The following is a 17,473-nucleotide window of genomic DNA, read 5'->3' as shown; positions in this document are numbered from 1 at the left end:
CCGGCTACCAGCCGGCTTACACCGTAAGCAGACTAGCGTGACAGTACAGCGCCCGAAACGACTTGGCGAGGGGGGTTGCGCGTGATGGGAGGGAATGTGCTATGAGCGTCCGGGTGACGAAGAAGCCGACGGGTGCGCAGTCCGGTCGTCTGAGCCGTGGCCTGATCATCGAGACCGCGCTCGCGCAGATCGACCGGCGTGGCGCGCAGGGGTTGTCGATGCGCTCCTTGGGGCAGGAGCTCGGTGTAGAGGCGATGTCGCTGTACCGGCACGTACACGGGCGAGAGGATCTGCTGGAGGGGGTGGTGGCTCTACTGATGGAGAACCTGACCTCGGATCTTGACGATGAGCTCGCCGAGCACTGGCAGGGGTTCCTGCAAACCGTCGCCCACCACGTCCGCCAGATCGCGATTGATCATCCGCTCGCGTTTCCGCTGGTTGCCACCCGGCACCCGGCGGCACCGTGGCTGCGCCCCCCGCTACGCAGCGTCGAAGTGGTCAACACGTTTCTCGGCACTCTCATCGGGCACGGTTTCACCGATCAGCAGGCCGTGGATGCCTACCGGTCCTTCAGCAGCTTCCTGCTCGGCCACCTGCTCCTGGAATCCGCCGTGCGCGGCGCGGAAACCGGCCCGGTCGAAGAACCCCTCGACGAGGGCGACGCCACCATCCCCGAAGGCGACGGGCACGTCAGTTTGGAGGCTGCACCCGAAGTGAAACGCCTCCGAACACTGCTCAGCGAGGACCGCAGCGACGAAGAATTCGAAGTGTCACTGGAGGCACTGCTGGACCGGTTGAACCGCGAGCTCACCCAATAACGGCCCCACACCTGCTTCAGCACGACCCGCCGAGCGTCGGCAGACCACCTCCCGCGCCGTCCAGACGAGGTCTGTCGGGACGGCGCCGGAGGCGAGCGGACGGTGCTCGGTAGCCGCTCACTCCCCGGCGGTTGCCGGGGCGGTCGCGCGGTGGCCGGGGATGACCATCGTCTTGATGGCGACCGGGTCGGTCTTGGACTGCATGAGGGCCTTCTCGACGTCCTCCAGACCGAATCTCCCTGTCACGAGCGAGGCGACCTCGATGGTGCCGCTGGCGACGAGCTGGATCGCGGTGGGCCACGTGTTGACGTAGCGGAACGTCCCGGTGAGCGTGATCTCGCGGTGCTGGATCATGGCGATCGGCACCTCCAGGGTGTTCCCGCCCATTCCCACGAGCACCGCGGTGCCGCCCCGGACGATGGTCGGAAACGCCGACTGCACCGCGCGCGCGTTCCCGGACGCGTCGATGTAGACGTCGAAGTACTCGCTGTACTGGTCGAGGTCGGCTTCTGCCGGATCCAGCACGACGTCCGCGCCGTGGCTGAGGGCAAAGTCGCGGCGATGGGGGATCGGGTCGCTGATCACGACCTCTGCGGCTCCGAACGACTTCACCACCTGCGCGACGATGACCCCGATCGGGCCGGCGCCGGTGACGAGCACCTTGGAGCCCCGGGTGACGCCGCCGCGACGAGCGGCGTGCACGGCCACCGACACCGGCTCGACGAGGGCGGCCTCCTCATCCGTCATGGAATCGGGGATGGCGTGGGCGAAGTCATCGTCGACGATCACGTACTCGGCGAACGATCCGTCGATCGGCCACGCACCGTAGAAGCGGATGTCGCGGCACAGGTGGTAGCGGCCGGTCTTGCAGAACTCGCAGCGGCGGCACGGCGTCTGAGGCTCGACGGCCACGCGGGTCCCCACGCGGGTGTGATCCACGCCGTCACCCACGGCGACGATCTCGCCGGCGGTCTCGTGCCCGAGCACGACGGGGCCGCGGACGATGAGATCGCCGATCGCGCCCGTCTCGTAGAAGTGCGTATCGGAGCCGCACGAACCCACGGCGGTCACGCGCACGAGCACTTCGCCCGGGCCGGCGGCGGGCACGGGCACCTCCTGCAGCTCGATCGTGCCGGGCGTGAGCAGGACGCTGGCCTGCATGGTGGCGGGGAGGGACATGGATGGGGTCCTTTCGGAGTGTCGGTTCTCAGCCCTTGACGGTGCCGGCGGTCAGGCCGCCGACGATCCATCGGAGGGCGAAGAGGGCGAAGAGGATGCCGGGAACCATCGAGACGACGGTCGCGGCGGCCATGGGGCCCCAGTCGATCGACTGGAAGGAGATGTACTGCTGGATGCCGGTCGTGATCACCTGCGTGTTCCGGCCGCTGAGCACGAGCGGCAGCGTGTAGCTGTTCCACGCCCAGATGAACGACAGCATGAGGGCCGCGCCCAGACCCGGGGCGATGAGCCGGAACAGGACATGCCGGAACGCCGTCCAGCGCGTGCCGCCATCCACCGCAACGGCTTCCTCCAGCTCGGTCGGGAGGTCTTCGATGAAGGAGCGCAGCATCCACACCAGCATCGGCAGGGTGACCAGCTGGTAGGCGAGGATCAGCCCGAGGTAGTTGTCGGTCAGGCCGACGTTCTGGAACACGAGGTACAGCGGCAGGATGATCAGCAGCTCAGGGGCGAATCGCAGCGACAGAATGCCGAAGGCGATGTTCTCTTTGCCCCGGAAGGAGAACCGCGCCAGCGCGTAGGCCGTCGGCAGCCCGATCACGAGGGTCAGCAGAAGCGATCCGACCGTCACGATCAGCGAGTTCAGGAACGGTGTCATGAACTCCGGCCCCGTGAAGACGTCCGCATAGTTGGCGAGCGTGGGCGTGAACACGAACTTCGGCGGGTAGGCCACGATGTCCTGCGGAAGCTTCAGCGACATCAGGAAGATCCACACGATGGGCGCCAGCGCGAACACCGTCCAGATGCTCAGCAGAGCGATGACGACGGTGTGCTTGGCGATCTTCTTCCGGCGCCGCCGGGCCTGGGCGGCCAGATGCTGACGCGGATCGACGGTTCGCGCCGGGGCCGAGCGCTGGGTGTCTGCAGCGCCGCCGGCGGCGACCTGTCCTCCGAGATCAACGGTCATTTCACGGCCTCCGCGCGACGTGCCTTCAGCAGGAAGTAGGACATGAGGTAACACAGCACCCACAGCACGACGAGGGCCGCCATGGCCATCCCGAAGTTGAGGTTGCGGATGCCGTCGAGGTATCCGAGCACGTGCAGATTCGTGGTGGCGTCGACGGGTCCACCGGCGGTTGTGGTGTAGATGATGTCGAACATCTTCAGCGAGTCGATGCCGCGGAAGGCGATGATCACGATCAGCACGGGCATCAGCATCGGCAGCGTCACGGAGACGAAGTTGCGGATGGGGCCGGCGCCGTCCATGGCGGAGGCCTCCCGCAGCTCGACGGGCACGCTCTTCAGGCCCGCCTGGGCGAGCAGGATGACGAACGGGGTGAAGATCCACACATCGATGAGGATCACCGACCACAGTGCGCTGTCCGGACCGTTCAGCCACAGCAGCTTCTGCTGCCCGAGGGACTCCAGGATCCAGTTGACGACGCCGTTCTCGGTGAGCATCACCTTCCACATGAGGGCCGCGATGACGGGCGGCAGCAGGAGCGGAAGCACGATCAGGAGGCGGAACACACTGCCGTAGCGGCCGCTGTTCAGCAGCATCGCCAGCGCGATCCCGAGCACGCATTCGACGACGACGACGACCACCGCGTAGGTGAGGGTGACGCCGATGGCGCGCAGGCCTTCACCGCTGGTGAACAGGTCGATGTAGTTCTCGATGCCGTTGAACTCGGGGCCGCCCCGGTTCAGGCGGTAGGAGTTGAACGACCACCAGGCGCCGGTGAGGAAGGGATACAGGATCGCCACCAGGATCGCCAGCGCCGGGAGGACCAGGAGGTAGGGGAGATAAGGCTTATGTCTCATTGACTGCGTCGTCCAGGTCGGGGGTGGGGGCGGTGCGCGTGCGGAAGCACCGCCCCCACGGGCGGATCACTTGATGGCGTCGTCGATCTTCGCCGCGGCGTCGTCGAGCGCCTCCTGCACGGGCTTCTGACCCAGGACGGCGGACTGGATGGCGGTGGCCCAGATGTCGCCGACCTCCGTCCAGGTGGCCGACGGGGCGTACTGCCACGAGGCGTAGTCGGAGAGGATCGTCTTCCACACCTCGTTGTAGTCGCCCCATTCCGCCGTGGCTGCGGCCATCTCTTCGCTCTCGGCGACCGAGATGCGGGTGGGGTTCATGTTCCCTTCGGCGATGGCCGCGGTCAGCTGCTCCTTCGACGTCGCCCACTGGATGAACTGCCAGGCGGCACCCTTGTGCTCGGATGCGGCGTTCATGCCGAGAGACCACAGCCACAGGCTCGACGCCCGGCCCTCCGGACCCTCGGGAGGCAGGGCGTAGCCGACCTTGCCGGCGATCCCGCTGCCCTCCTTCTCGAAGTCGGGTGCCATGTGGTCGGCGTCGATGTAGAACGCCGCGTTGCCGGCGATGAAGTCCTGCTGCGCCTCGTACCAGGTGTACGTGCTCGCTGCGGCCGGCGCGGTCTGCATCAGCTCGACCCACTTCTCGACCGCCGTGACGCCGGCCTCGTCGTTGACCGTGGCCTTGCCGTCGGTGATGTCGCGAGCGCCGTAGGCCCCGGCGAAGGTGGAGAAGGGATTCAGCGTGGGATAGGTCTTGTCGCCGCGGCTGACGAAGCCGGAGATCGTCTTTCCTTCGAACTCGATGCCGTCCAGCTGCTCCGCCGCGGCGATGAGCTCATCGATGGTCTCGGGAACGGCGATGCCGTTGGCCTCGAGGATGTCGGCGCGGTAGAAGAGCGCGTAGCCCTCCTCGTTCGCGGGAATCGCCCACAGACCGCCTTCACCCGCGCCGCCGAAGTCGGTGGTGTCCCACCGCTCCGCCTCGATCAGCGCCGGGAAGAAGTCGTCGAAGTCGTAATCGGGGGCGGTCTGCTTGTCGTCGTCGACCCACGGCTGGAGGTCTTCGATCCATCCGGCGGCGGCGTACTGATAGTTCATGGGCTGCGACGTCATGAAGACGTCGTATGAGCCCGACTGGGACTGCAGTTCGGTCAGGAGCTTGACCATGTAGTCGTTCTCGCTGAGCGTCTCGATGTTGACCGTGACGCCCGTCTGCTCCTCGAACTGCGCGACGTTGCTCTGGATGGCGCCGGCCAGCGGGTGCTGGCTGAGCAGGATGTTCAGCTCCTCACCCTCGTAGTTCTTCCAGTCGAACGATTCGACATCGGCGGCCGACTGCGGTCCGCTCTCGCCCGCCGAGCACCCGGCCGCAGTGATGGCGACCGCCGTGGCGATCGCGGCGGCCGCGAATACTCGAGCCTTTCCGGGGCGGATGACTCTGTTCATGTCGTACTCCCTTGCACTCATGCGGCAGGTCCGCCTCGGTTGCGCGACGACTGCCGGACAAAAGAGTAGAGACACTGCTCCGCCGTGCGGGTAAGTTGCTCAGGTGAGCACAGCGGATATCGCCGACGCGACCCTGCGGGTGTACGTCGCGCTGCAGCACCTGCAGCTGGGACGCCCGACGACGGAGATCGCGGACGAGCTCGGGCTCTCGCGGTTCGCGATCGGGCGCATGGTGAAGCGCGCCAGGGACGAAGGACTCGTGGAGGTGGTCTCGCGGCTTCCCGAGCCGGTCGATCCTGAGCTGTCCGCGACACTGGCACGCCGGTACGGGCTGCGCTCGGCTCTCGTCGTGGTCTCGCACATCGACACCGACGATGTGGTCCGCGGGATCGTGGCGGGCGTGGCGGCAGGGCTGGTGACCGGCATGATCGGCGATGACGACGTGGTGGGCCTCGGACCCGGGCGCACGATCGTGGAGATGTGCGCGCGGATCGTCGACGTCCACACGTGCGACGTCGTGCAGCTCACCGGCGTGGCGACGGATCAGCCCGAGACCTATCTGGACGCCATCCTGCGGTTGCGCACCGTCGCGAAGGGACGCATGTTCCCCCTGCACGCGCCGTTCCTCACCACCGACCGTCGCTCCGCCCGCGTCATCACCGGGCAGGCGCCGGTCACCCAGGCGCTGCAGCGCATGGACCATCTCGACATGGCCGTCCTGACGGTCGGCGGATGGCCGTCCAGCTCGCTGCTGGCCACTCAGCTCGCGCAGAGCGGTGAGCTGGAGGGTCTGCTGGAGGCAGGGGTGGTGGCCGAGATCGGCACCACGCTGCTCGATGAGCACGGGCGGGTGGTCCGCTCGCTGGAGGGGCGGCTCATCGGCGTGACCACCGACCAGCTCGCGCGCGTCCCCACCCGTGTGGCGATCGGGGGCGGGCCGGGAAAGCGGCAGGCGGTCGTCGCCGCACTGAAATCGGGACTCATCGACGCCATCGTCACCGACCAGGTGACCGCACGGCGCGCGATGGACATGTGAGCCGAGCCCACCGGGATGCGTCGGCGCCGAGCGTCCCGAACTCCTCACATCCGTGCGTGGATCCGGCGGGAATCGGCGCACAGGCACCTGCTGGCCGCGCTTTTGAGGAGTTCGGGCGCCCGCCGCGGCCGACCCTAATGTCGAGCAGGACCCTCCGGCGGCGGGGACCCGCGCCGGTGCACCTCGAGAGGACCGCCATGCCCGAATCCATCGCCGTCGCCGGCATGCCCATCGACCTCGTCCCCTCGGACGCATCCGCGTGGTCGGTGGATCCCGCCGGCGACCGCGTGCACGGCACCGCGGCGCCGCGAAGCGACTTCTTCGTCGACCCGGCCGGAACCGGCGCGCCGGCGCACAACGCCGTGACGCTGCTCGGGCCGGCCCCCGACGGCGACTTCCAGTTCAGTGCGCGGGTCACGGTCGACTTCGCCGACATGTACGACGCGGGCGTGCTGATGCTGTGGTGCGATGAGGCCAACTGGGCCAAACTCTGCTTCGAGTACTCCCCCGACGGCGAGGCGATGATCGTGTCGGTGATCAACCGTGACGTCTCCGACGACGCCAACGCCTTCGTCGTCGACGGTGGCGCGGCGTGGCTGCGGGTGTCCCGGATCGGACGTGCGTTCGCCTACCACGCCTCCCTCGACGGGCAGCGGTGGCAACTCGTGCGGAATTTCGCGCTCGCCCCGACCGCGGCACCTGTGCGCGTGGGCTTCGAGGCGCAGGCGCCGGTGGGCGAGGGATGTGCCGTGACGTTCTCCGACATCCGCTTCACCGCCACCTCTCTCACTGCGCTGCGCGACGGCTCCTGACCGCGTCACGGATCGAGGGGCCAGGAGGCCGCTTGTCCACCCCTTGACCACCCCGTGCACGCCTGCGAAAGTGCGCAAGAGGCGGGTGACGCCGGCGACGGGATCGCCTGCCCGACGACTCCGCGGCACGGTCGCCGCGGGTGGAAGGGGCGACAGTGGCTTCGAGATCCTCGACGGGGACGCGCGCGTTGGCCTTCGGCGGAGCAGTCACCCTGGCGGCGGCACTGCTGGCCGGATGCTCCGCCGACGGGCGCGAGACGATCCGGTTCACCTTCAGCAAGCGCGAGGCGCTCGACATCATGGGCGAGCTGGTCTCGGAGTACAACGCGTCGCAGGACCGGGTGCGCGTGGAGATGGACACCTCCGGGATCGACGTGGTCGCGGCCAGCTTCGTGCGCGGAAATCCGCCGGACTTCATGCTCGCGAACTACAACTACGAAGTCGCGCGGTTCGTGGACCGGTGCGCGCTGTCGGATCTGTCCGAGACGGATGCGGCGGCCACGATCCGCGACGACCTCGACGTGCTCATGGCGCAGTACGGCACGTGCGAAGGCCGCACAAGCGCGCTGCCCTACTCGGTGATGGCGTCATCGGTCATCTACAACACGCAGATCTTCGACGACAACGGCATCGAGGTGCCGCAGACGTGGGACGAGTTGATCGCGGCGTGCGAGGCGCTCACCGCCGCCGGTGTCACACCGTTCTACGCCACGTTCAAAGACGACTGGACCGTCGCACAGGGATGGTACGACTACACGATCGGCGGATCGCTGGACCTGGTGGAGTTCTTCAACGCGCTCGCCGACCAGGGCGCCGACGTGGGCGGCGGGTCGGAGGTGTCGTTCGAGGAGGGCTTCGCCGAACCGCTCGCGCAGATGGCCGAACTCGCGACGTATACGAACGACGACGCCGAGAGCCGCGCCTACAACGACGGGAATCTCGCGTTCGGCAAGGGCGAGGCGGCGATGTACCTGCAGGGGCCGTGGGCGCTCGCCGAGATCGCCAAGACCGCCCCCGACCTCGAGCTCGGCACCTTCCCGCTGCCGATGACCAACGACCCCGCCGACCTGAAAGTGCGCGTGAACACCGACCTCGCCGCCATGATCCCGGCGGAATCCCGTCACCAGGAGGCCGCGCGCGACTTCCTGGAGTTCCTCTACCAACCCGAGAACATCCAGTCATACAACGAGTCGCAACTGGGCTTCACCCCTACGGAGGACGCGCCGCCCCCGAGTGATCCACGCGTCGAGGGCATGGCCGCCTACTACGACGAGGGGCGCTTCTATCAGGGCCCCTCCGTACTGGTGCCCAGGACGATCCCCGTCTACGCCTACGCGCAGTCGCTCGCGCTGGGCGCCGATCCGGCCGCCACGCTCCGCACGATGGACGCGGACTGGGCGCGCCTCGCCTTCCGCTCGCCGATCCCCTCGAGCGAGACCGACGCCCAGGCAGAGGAGACCTCCCGATGACCGCCACCGAAACGATCGTGAGCGGCGGTGCACGGGCGGCCAAACGCCCCAAGGGGCGCGTCGAGCCGATCTACTACGTCTTCCTGCTGCCGACCCTCGTCCTGTTCACCCTCGCGATCACGGTGCCGGGCATCGTGGGGATCTTCTTCAGCTTCACCGACTCGATCGGGCTGGGCGAGTGGAACTTCATCGGGTTCACGAACTACATCGCCCTCTTCAGCGACCCTGCCATCCTGCAGAGCTATCTGTTCACCTTCGGATTCTCGATCGCGACCGTGATCGTCGTGAACGTTCTCGCGTTCCTGCTCGCGGTGGGCCTGACCGCCCGCATCCGATTCAAGACCGGCCTGCGCACGATCTTCGTGATCCCCATGGTGATCTCGGGCATCATCATCGCCTACGTCTTCAACTTCCTCTTCTCCAACTCGGTGCCCGCCGTCGGGGAGGCCACCGGCCTCACGTGGCTGCAATCCAGCCTTCTGGCCAACCCCGACCTGGCGTGGATCGCGATCGTGATCGTGACGGCCTGGCAGGCCATCCCGGGAACGCTCCTCATCTACATCGCGGGGCTGCTGTCGGTGCCCGGCGAGGTGTACGAGGCCGCCGACATCGACGGGGCGGGCAAGATGCAGCAGATGCTGCGGATCACGATCCCGCTCGTGGCCGGCTACGTCGTGATCAACGTCATCCTGAGCTTCAAGAACTTCCTCAACGCCTACGACGTGATCGTGGGTCTGACCAATGGCGGGCCGGGCACGGCGACCCGCAGCGTCGCGATGAGCATCATCTTCGGCTTCAACACCGGCGACTATTCCTACCAGATGGCCAACGCCACGATCTTCTTCCTCGTGGCCGTGATCATCTCGCTCCTCCAACTCTCGCTCACGCGTGGAAGGAAGGTCTTCTGATGACCACGCAACCCGCCCTCGCCGCCGAGACCGCCGAAGGCGAGCTGATCGCCGAGCGCGGATCCGCCCCCGCCCCTCCCCGCTCCCGCGGACGTACAGGCCAGGAGCGCACCAGCTGGTCGTGGACGATCATCCTGATCCTGTGCACGGTGACCGTGCTGCTGCCCCTGTACGTGACGATCTCGATGTCGCTGAAGACGTCGGCGCAGGCGGTGGACGGCAACGCCTTCTCGCTTCCCGCTCCGTTCAGCTTCGACGGATTCGTCGAGGCGTGGAACCTGACGAAGTTCCCCGTCGGCGCCGCCGTCTCGCTGTTCGTCACGGCCGGCACCGTCGTCCTGACGATCGTCCTGGCGGCGTTCGCGTCCTACGCGATCGTGCGCAACTGGGACCGCCGGCTCTTCCGGTACTCGTTCTACTACCTGCTGGCGGCGATGTTCATCCCCTTTCCCGTCGTGGCGCTCCCGCAGATCCAGCTGACCGGCCGGGTCGGGCTCGACAACCCGGTGGGGGTCGTGATCCTCGCCACGATGTTCCAGCTCAGCTTCAGCGTGCTGCTGTTCACGGCGTTCCTGCGCTCGATCCCGATCGAACTGGAGGAGAGCGCACGCATCGACGGCGCGTCGACGTGGCAGACCTTCTGGCAGCTGATCTTCCCGCTGCTCGCGCCGATGAGCGCCACCGTCGGCATCTTCGCCTTCCTGTACGCATGGAACGACTTCATGATGCCCTCGCTCATCATCTCCGACCCCGCGATGCAGACGCTCCCCGTGCGCCAGAACCTCTTCCAGAACCAGTTCAGCAACAACTACAACGTCGCCTTCGCGTCATATCTGATGGCGATGGCGCCGGCGATCATCGCCTACCTGTTCACGCAGCGGTGGGTCATGGAGGGCGTCACGCAGGGCGCCGTGAAGGGATGAGTGGAGCATCCGCGCGACCCGTCGTCACCCGCCGGGTCGGCACGCGTCCGGACGCGAGCCTGGCGTACGACGTCCGAGGCAGCGGCATCCCGCTGCTCGCCCTCCACGGTGCGTACTCGGCGCGCGGGGAGGTGCGCGGATTCCTCGAGCCGGTGCTCGAGGGGCTCGCCGTGCGGCGCATCTACGTCGACCTGCCCGGCCACGGCGACTCCCGCCCGTCGGATGGCGTCGACGGCGCGCAGGGCGTGTTCGACCTCGTCGACCGGCTGCTGCAGGCGGAGGGGATCGACGGCCGGTTCCTGCTCCTCGGCCACTCGCTCGGTGGGCTCGTCGCCCGCGCGATGGCAGCGAGATACTCAGACCGCGTCGCGGGTCTGGCGCTCCTGTGCCCGTACCTGGACGGACCCCAGCGCCCGGCGCAGGCGTCCGTCGTGCGCGACGACGGCGTGTCCGGCGACCTCGACCCCGACGCGCGCGACGCCTACGAGGGGTACTTCGTCGTGCGCACGGCCGAGACCCTCGCCCGGTTCCGCGCGGCGGTGGCCCCGGCATCCGGCGCGGTGGATGACGCGGTCTTCGAGCGGGCGCTGGACGCCCTCGACGCCGACGCCGGCGTGATCGAGGCTCCCGTGCTCGTCGCGTGCGGCCGCCAGGACGGGTGGGTGGGGTGGGAGCGGCAGCAGGAGCTGGGCGCGGTCTATCCGCGCGCGACAGTGGTCACCGTCGCCGATGCGGGCCACGCCCTCCCGCACGAGCGCCCCGCCCTTGTGGCCGCCCTCCTCGCCGACTGGCTCGCCCAGGCCGGCGCCTGACCGGCCCCGCGACGCCGAAAGTGCACCATCCGGGCGAGAGTGCATCGGATCCGGTGCACTCTCGCCGAGGTGATGCACTCTCGCCGAGCCGCCGGGGCGGCCAGCGGATCGTTCGCCGGCGAGACGCTCCGCGGGCACTCAGGTAGGCACGACCTACACTGGAGGCATCCTCCTTTCCCTTCTCCAGGACGTGTCGTGACCGCTTCGCCATCCGTCCGCGCCTTCGAGGTGCGGCACCTGCAGCTCGCCCGCGCGCTCTTCGCCGCGCTGGCGGCCGTGATGGTGACGTTCTCGCCCGACCATTCCGCCGCGCTCGGGCTGTCGGTCTTCAGCGGCTTCGCGATCGCGACCGGGCTGGTTTTCGCTCTGGCCGCGTGGCTCGTGTATCCCGCTGGCGGCCGCGCTCCCGCCCTTGTGCTGGCGGCCCTCAACCTCGCCGCCGGCATGGTGGTCGGCGTCGCGCCCTGGCGCACGACGACGATGCTGTTCATCGTCTTCATCGCGTGGGGTGCGCTCACCGGCCTCGTGGAGATCGTCGCGGGCGTGCGCGAACGCCGCGGACAGGCCAAGCGGGGCGCGCCTCGCGACACGCTGAACGTCGGCATCCTCAGCGCCGCCTTCGCCGTCGGCGTCGCGGTCGTGCCCGCCGGATACGCGCTGGAGTACTACATCGAGGAGGTCGGCCAGTCGTTCACCCTGACCGGCACGATCATCGCGGTGGGGATTTTCGGCGTCTACGCCGCGATTCTCGCGGTGTACCTCGGCATCGCCGGATTCTCGCCGCGACGCGACGCGGCGGCGGCCCCCACATCTGCTGAGGAGGTCGGCGCATGACCGACAAACCCACCCGCCGCGATCTGATGCGCCCGCTGCACCTGCTGGGGCTGGCGTTCCTGACGGCGGCGTTCGCCGGCATCGTGACGATGGTCACGATGGGGTTCTTCCAGGACGGCCCCGCCGGCCAGGCCCAGCGCGCCCTGGTCTTCGGCGCCATCGCCGCGGGCATCGCGTTCATCGCGGTGCTGGTGATCGTCGCGCTGCTGCTCCTCGCCGTCGACCCCGCGCAGGTGGCCAAGCCGGTCGACCGCCCCGTGCTGCTGCCAGGCGAGGACGCCGCATCCGACGATCCCGAGGCCCGCGACGGCCGCACTCCGCCCGCGACCTGATCAGCACGCCGCTTCCGCACCCTGAATCCTCGCGATTGCGCCGGGCTCCCCGCGGCGTCGATGAGCATGCGATCGGAGCACCCGCGCTCCGCGCTACGCCGTGTCGCGCAATCGTCACAATGAGTATAAAGAGTCCTACTAGACGTATATAAATATGTTCGTTAGTGTGATCGCGTCCGGTCGGCATCGACGCCGCGGACCCATTCACATCGACGGAGATACGGATGACGCAGCGTGCGGCCCTCGGAATGCTGGCGACAGCGACTCTTGCTCTCAGCGTCGGCATCGCGACGCCGGCGGCAGCCTCGACGGCGGATGATGCCGATCAGGCGTTCGACGCGTTTGTGGACGCGTTCTGGGATCCGGCGAAGAACTACTTCTTCACCAACAGCGACCATGTGATCGACCCCGCGCACGCCTTCGGACCCGAGAAGGGGCTCTACACCGACTTCTGGTGGGAGGCGCAGCTGTGGGAAACGGTGATGGACGCCTATCAGCGCACAGGTGATGCCGAGCAGCGGCCGATGATCGACGACGTCTACGACGGCTTCGTCGCGTATCACCCCGACTTCGAGAACAACTTCAACGATGACATCGGATGGTGGGCTCAGGGTGCCATCCGTGCCTACGCACTCACCAAGGACTGCCGCTACCTTGAGCGATCGAAGCAGCTCTTCGAGGGCATCTGGGCGGAGTGGGATTCCACCTACGGCGGCGGGATCTGGTGGCGGAAAGATCCGCGCGACCAGAAGAACGTCGCCACGAACGGGCCCGCATCGATCACTGCGACGCGGCTGTATCAGGCCACCGGAGACGACGGATACCTCGACAAGGCCGAGCAGCTGTTCGACTGGGTCGACACCCACCTGCAGGTCGACGGACACGTGTTCGACCACCTCGAGGGGCCGGGCGACGGGACGCTGGTGAAATGGGACTTCACCTACAACTTCGGCAATTACATTGGTGCGGCGACTGCCCTGTACGAGGCGACGGAAGACGCGATGTACCTCGACAAGGCGATCGCCGCCGCGGACTGGGCGACCACCTACCTGACCAACGGCGGCACGGTCATCGACGAAGGCATCAACGACGGCGCTGGTTTCAAGACGATCCTCATCCGCCATCTCACCTACCTCGCGACCGTCCATGATCAGCCGCAGTATCTGCCGCTGCTGCAGGCGAACGTCACGCAGGCATGGGACCACCGCCGGGCCGGCGACAACCTGGCCGGGTGGAACTGGTCGGCGCCCACGGAGGACGGTCGCCTCCAGAGCCTCACGGCGGCGGCGGCGGTCAGCGCACTGCAGGTCGTCCCCTCGAATGGGTATTCCGGGCCGCAGCCCGGCACCGGCATCTATGACGCTGAGAACGCGGTCACGACCTCGATCGGCGCGGAAAGCTCGAGCGAGGGCTTCCTCGGCCGCGGATACCTGGCCGGATGGAACACCGACGGTCAGGCGGTGACGTTTCATGTGGACACCGCGGCCGCCGGCGCCCATGAGCTGCGGCTGCGCTACGCCGCCGCAGCGGGCGAGGCGACGCGCCGCATCCTCGTGAACGGCGCGGAAGTGGGGAGCAACCACCGTTTCCCGGGCACGGGCTCGTGGTCGACGTGGGCGGAGACCGACCTCGACAACGTCGACCTCCTCGCCGGGCACAACACCATCCGCGTCGAGTACGCCGGCGGCTCGGGCTCGAGCCAGTACCTCAACCTCGACCGGCTCCTCGTGTCGCGGCAGCTGGAGGCGGAGACCGGCGTCCGCTCGGGCGTCGATGTGGAATCGAACGCGAACGGCCACACCGGCGACGGATATCTCGCCGGATGGAACGGCGACGGCCGGGGAGTGGAGCTCGGGGCCGCCGTGGAGAAGGCGGGTCGCTATGACGTGACGCTGCGGTACGCCGCCGGCGCCGGCGAGGCGTCGCGCCGCGTGGCGGTGAACGGCACAGAGGTCGTCGCCGACCAGGCTTTCCCCGGCACCGGGTCGTGGGAGGCGTGGCAGACCGTCACCGTGCCGAACGTGCCGCTGGCGTCCGGCGAGAACACGATCTCCCTCGTGTTCGACCAGTCGGAAGGCAGTCGCAACTGGCTGAACCTCGACCACCTCACGCTGCGATACGTGCACGACGCGCCGGCGGAGTTCGACGCGCGCGAGCCCGTGTCCTTCCCCGACGGCGCGTGCGACGAGGCACCGGACGGCGCGACCGCGCCTCCCGCGAAGGGCGTGCTCAGCTCCGACAACGGGTGGGACACCGGCCTCCACGACGGCAGCTACACCGTGACGATGAACCTGTGGTGGGGGACGAACGCCGGCACCTACCGCCTCTACGAGAATGGCCAGCTTCTCGTGGAGCGGACGCTGACACCGTCGTCCCCCGACCCGCAGCAGGTGTCCGAGGCGATCAGCGGCCGCGCGAACGGCGAGTACGTCTACACCGCGGAGCTCGTGAACTCCCAGGGCACCACGCCGACCGCGCCCCTCACGGTGACCGTCCGCGACGCTCGGCCCGGAGTGCCGGTGCTGAGTTCGGACAACAACGATGGTGACGGCGACTACACGCTCACCGCGAATCTGTGGTGGGGCACGAACGCCACCTCGTACCGCTTCCTCGAGGGCAGCACCGTGATCACCGAGGGGGCTCTCACCGACGCGACTCCGTCCGCTCAGACGGCCCGCCACTCCGTGACCGGCGCGGTCCCGGGCGCGCACGTCTACCGGGTCGAATTCACCAACGCGGCGGGTGCCACGAGCAGCGCGCCCATCACCGTCACCGTCGCACCAGAGCAGGGAGCCTCGTGAACCTCTACTCACCGGACCTGGCGAACCGGGTGGTCGCCACGGTCGTCGATCGCCTCGGCGCCGATGCGGGCGACGTCTTCCGCCGGTGTTTCCTCGACACCCTCGACCGCACGATCGAGGTGCTCACCGACGGCACGGCGTTCGTCGTGACCGGTGATATCCCCGCGATGTGGCTGCGGGACTCGACCGTGCAACTGACGCCGTACCTGCACTTCCTCGTCGAGGATGAGGCGCTCGCCGACACGGCGGTGGCTGTCTCCCGCCGTCAGCTCGGCTTCCTCCTGCAGGACCCGTATGCCAACGCGTTCAACCGCGCGGCCGACGGCGGTGGGCATCAAGACGACCTCACCGACATGTCGCCGGCGATCTGGGAGCGCAAGTACGAGATCGACTCCCTCGCCTACCCCCTGCAGCTGGCTCACGACATCTGGCGCCTGACGGGTCGCACCGACCACTTGGGCGATTTTCGTGAGGCCGCACGGACCGTCGTCTCGGTGTGGAGAATCGAACAGGAGCATGAGTCCCGGTCGCCCTATCGGTTCCAGCGCACGACCGGCCCGGCGAGCGACAGTCTGGAGCGGAACGGACTCGGCCGGCCCACCGCCGTCACCGGGCTGACGTGGTCGGGCTTCCGTCCGAGCGACGACGCGTGCGTGCACCACTACAACGTCCCCGGCAACATGATGGCGGCCACCGTGCTCGGCGATATCGCCGAGCTCGCCGAGAGTGTCTTCGACGACTCCGAGCTCGCCGCATCCTCCCGGACTCTGCGAGCCGAGGTCGTCGACGCCGTCGCTCGGCACGCCGTGGTGTCTCTCCCATCGGGATCCGAGATCTACGCCTACGAGATCGACGGATGCGGCAACGCGCTGCTGACCGACGACGCCAACACGCCCAGCCTGCTGTCGATGCCGCTGTTCGGATGGTGCGCGGCGGATGACCCCACCTACCTGGCGACCCGCGCATTCGTGCTCAGCGACGCCAACCCCACCTTCTTCCGGGGCACAGCTGCCGAAGGCATCGGGAGCCCGCACACGCCACACGGCTCCATCTGGCCCATCGCGCTGGCTGTGCAGGGGCTGACCGCGCTCGACGACTCCGAGCGTCGACGCGTCTTCGACACGCTGTTGTCGACCCATGCGGGCACCGGTGCCATGCACGAGTCGTTCGACAAGGACGATCCGGCCGTCTACACCAGGCCCTGGTTCTCGTGGGCGAACGCCATGTTCTGCGAGCTCGCGCTGGAGCTCGCCGGCCTGCGCACACACGTGCGGCGCCCGACGGATGCGGAGACACGATGAGCGCCCTCGTCGACGTCACGCAGCGGGTGCTCGCGGAGGAGGAGACGGCGCCCCCGCAGAAGCGCTCCGGATGGCGGCGCCGCCTGCCCGAGCGGGGCGCATCGGGGGTGAGCGCGACCCGTCGTCAGCAGACGCGCAACGCGTGGCTCTTCCTGGCGGTGCCCATCGTGCTCTTCGTCCTGTTCCTGCTCGGCCCGATCGGGATCGCACTCGTGACGAGCTTCACCGACTACGCCGTCATCGGCGACTTCGAATGGGTCGGGGTCAGCAACTACGTCCGGGTGTTCCAAGACCCGATCTTCTGGATCGCGCTGCGCAACACCGCCTATTACACGGCTCTGTTCGTGCCTCTGGGCCTGGTGGTCGCTCTGGGCACGGCGCTCCTGCTCAACCGCAACTCCAAGGCGGTGCGGGTCTTCCGCACTCTCTTCTACATCCCGGTCATCTCCTCCACCGTCGCCACCGCGTCGATCTGGTTCTGGCTGCTGAATCCGCAGTACGGACTGTTCAACGTCGTGCTCGGGTGGTTCGGGATCAAGGGTCCTGCGTGGCTTTACGACTCGCAGTGGGCGATGATCGCCATCGTCCTGATGAGCGTATGGGCCGGCTTCGGCGCCAACATGATCATCTTCCTCGCAGCCCTCCAGGGCGTGCCCAGAGAGCTCATCGAGGCGGCGCGACTGGATGGTGCGAGCAACTGGCGGGTCTTCTGGCACGTGACGCTTCCGGCGATCTCGCGCACGACGTTCCTCATCACCACTCTGCTTCTCATCGCGGCGTTCCAGGTCTTCGACCAGGCCTACGTGCTGACGAAGGGAGGGCCGGGCAACTCCACGCTGACCCTCGTGTACTACATCTACGACCGCGGATTCGGCCGCCTGGAGATGGGCTACGCGTCGGCGCTGTCGTTCATCCTCTTCCTCATCATCCTCGTGTTCTCTCTTGCGAACGCGCGCATCACCCGAAGCAAGGCGGTCTGAC

16 protein-coding genes are annotated in these 17,473 nt (G+C 67.9%); 12 read left to right on the top strand and 4 right to left on the bottom strand.

Going from position 1 to position 17,473, the window contains the following annotated elements; genetic code table 11:
* The first annotated feature begins 113 nt into the window (after nucleotides 1-113).
* The gene (locus E4K62_RS18405) at nucleotides 114-818 is read left to right on the top strand and encodes a TetR/AcrR family transcriptional regulator (RefSeq protein ID WP_240742758.1); all 705 of its coding nucleotides are present in this window, start codon (nucleotides 114-116) and stop codon (nucleotides 816-818) included.
* A gap of 117 nt (nucleotides 819-935) precedes the next feature.
* On the opposite strand, the gene E4K62_RS18400 is transcribed toward E4K62_RS18405, so the two are convergent.
* From E4K62_RS18400 to E4K62_RS18385, 4 genes are all read right to left on the bottom strand, one after another.
* Nucleotides 936-1,997 (bottom strand): NAD(P)-dependent alcohol dehydrogenase, encoded by a 1,062-nt coding sequence (locus E4K62_RS18400; RefSeq protein ID WP_135070543.1) that lies wholly within the window; start codon nucleotides 1,995-1,997, stop codon nucleotides 936-938.
* A 28-nt stretch (nucleotides 1,998-2,025) separates the two neighbouring features.
* Complete coding sequence (locus tag E4K62_RS18395) at nucleotides 2,026-2,964, bottom strand: carbohydrate ABC transporter permease (RefSeq protein ID WP_135070540.1); 939 nt, start codon at nucleotides 2,962-2,964, stop codon at nucleotides 2,026-2,028.
* On the bottom strand, nucleotides 2,961-3,818 hold the full coding sequence (locus E4K62_RS18390) for a carbohydrate ABC transporter permease (RefSeq protein WP_135070538.1): 858 nt from the start codon (nucleotides 3,816-3,818) through the stop codon (nucleotides 2,961-2,963). The genes E4K62_RS18395 and E4K62_RS18390 overlap by 4 nt, the downstream gene beginning before the upstream one ends.
* Nucleotides 3,819-3,884: 66 nt before the next feature.
* A complete protein-coding gene (locus E4K62_RS18385; protein WP_167747846.1) occupies nucleotides 3,885-5,264 on the bottom strand; it encodes an ABC transporter substrate-binding protein in 1,380 nt (459 codons plus the stop codon).
* 103 nt (nucleotides 5,265-5,367) lie between these two features.
* Here E4K62_RS18385 and E4K62_RS18380 point away from each other — a divergent pair, with 103 nt between their 5' ends.
* The 11 genes from E4K62_RS18380 to E4K62_RS18330 all read left to right on the top strand — a co-directional run bounded on the left by E4K62_RS18380 (nucleotide 5,368) and on the right by E4K62_RS18330 (nucleotide 17,472).
* Nucleotides 5,368-6,300, top strand: coding sequence for a sugar-binding transcriptional regulator (locus E4K62_RS18380; RefSeq protein WP_135070532.1), 933 nt, complete (start codon nucleotides 5,368-5,370; stop codon nucleotides 6,298-6,300).
* A gap of 197 nt (nucleotides 6,301-6,497) precedes the next feature.
* Complete coding sequence (locus E4K62_RS18375; protein ID WP_135070529.1) at nucleotides 6,498-7,112, top strand: DUF1349 domain-containing protein; 615 nt, start codon at nucleotides 6,498-6,500, stop codon at nucleotides 7,110-7,112.
* Between the two features lie 155 nt (nucleotides 7,113-7,267).
* Complete coding sequence (locus tag E4K62_RS18370) at nucleotides 7,268-8,581, top strand: ABC transporter substrate-binding protein (RefSeq protein WP_135070526.1); 1,314 nt, start codon at nucleotides 7,268-7,270, stop codon at nucleotides 8,579-8,581.
* Nucleotides 8,578-9,489: a carbohydrate ABC transporter permease gene (locus tag E4K62_RS18365; protein WP_135070523.1), complete on the top strand. Its 912-nt coding sequence runs from the start codon at nucleotides 8,578-8,580 to the stop codon at nucleotides 9,487-9,489. The genes E4K62_RS18370 and E4K62_RS18365 overlap by 4 nt, the downstream gene beginning before the upstream one ends.
* The gene (locus tag E4K62_RS18360; protein ID WP_240742757.1) at nucleotides 9,489-10,412 is read left to right on the top strand and encodes a carbohydrate ABC transporter permease; all 924 of its coding nucleotides are present in this window, start codon (nucleotides 9,489-9,491) and stop codon (nucleotides 10,410-10,412) included. Before E4K62_RS18365 ends, E4K62_RS18360 begins: the two co-directional genes overlap by 1 nt.
* Nucleotides 10,409-11,224, top strand: coding sequence for an alpha/beta fold hydrolase (locus E4K62_RS18355; RefSeq protein ID WP_135070520.1), 816 nt, complete (start codon nucleotides 10,409-10,411; stop codon nucleotides 11,222-11,224). The genes E4K62_RS18360 and E4K62_RS18355 overlap by 4 nt, the downstream gene beginning before the upstream one ends.
* 195 nt (nucleotides 11,225-11,419) lie before the next feature.
* Nucleotides 11,420-12,058: an acyl-CoA synthetase gene (locus E4K62_RS18350; protein ID WP_135070517.1), complete on the top strand. Its 639-nt coding sequence runs from the start codon at nucleotides 11,420-11,422 to the stop codon at nucleotides 12,056-12,058.
* Entirely contained in the window at nucleotides 12,055-12,390 is a 336-nt protein-coding gene (locus E4K62_RS18345) for an amino acid transporter (RefSeq protein ID WP_135070514.1), read from the top strand. The genes E4K62_RS18350 and E4K62_RS18345 overlap by 4 nt, the downstream gene beginning before the upstream one ends.
* Nucleotides 12,391-12,614: 224 nt before the next feature.
* Complete coding sequence (locus E4K62_RS18340) at nucleotides 12,615-15,191, top strand: glycoside hydrolase family 76 protein (RefSeq protein ID WP_135070511.1); 2,577 nt, start codon at nucleotides 12,615-12,617, stop codon at nucleotides 15,189-15,191.
* Complete coding sequence (locus E4K62_RS18335; protein ID WP_135070508.1) at nucleotides 15,188-16,492, top strand: glycoside hydrolase family 125 protein; 1,305 nt, start codon at nucleotides 15,188-15,190, stop codon at nucleotides 16,490-16,492. The genes E4K62_RS18340 and E4K62_RS18335 overlap by 4 nt, the downstream gene beginning before the upstream one ends.
* Entirely contained in the window at nucleotides 16,489-17,472 is a 984-nt protein-coding gene (locus E4K62_RS18330) for a carbohydrate ABC transporter permease (protein WP_135070504.1), read from the top strand. Before E4K62_RS18335 ends, E4K62_RS18330 begins: the two co-directional genes overlap by 4 nt.
* Nucleotide 17,473 lies beyond the last annotated feature (1 nt).

The organism is Microbacterium wangchenii (assembly GCF_004564355.1).
Lineage (GTDB): Bacteria > Actinomycetota > Actinomycetes > Actinomycetales > Microbacteriaceae > Microbacterium > Microbacterium wangchenii.
Note: the sequence above shows the minus strand (reverse complement) of the source record. Positions and strands in the feature narration are given on the sequence as shown.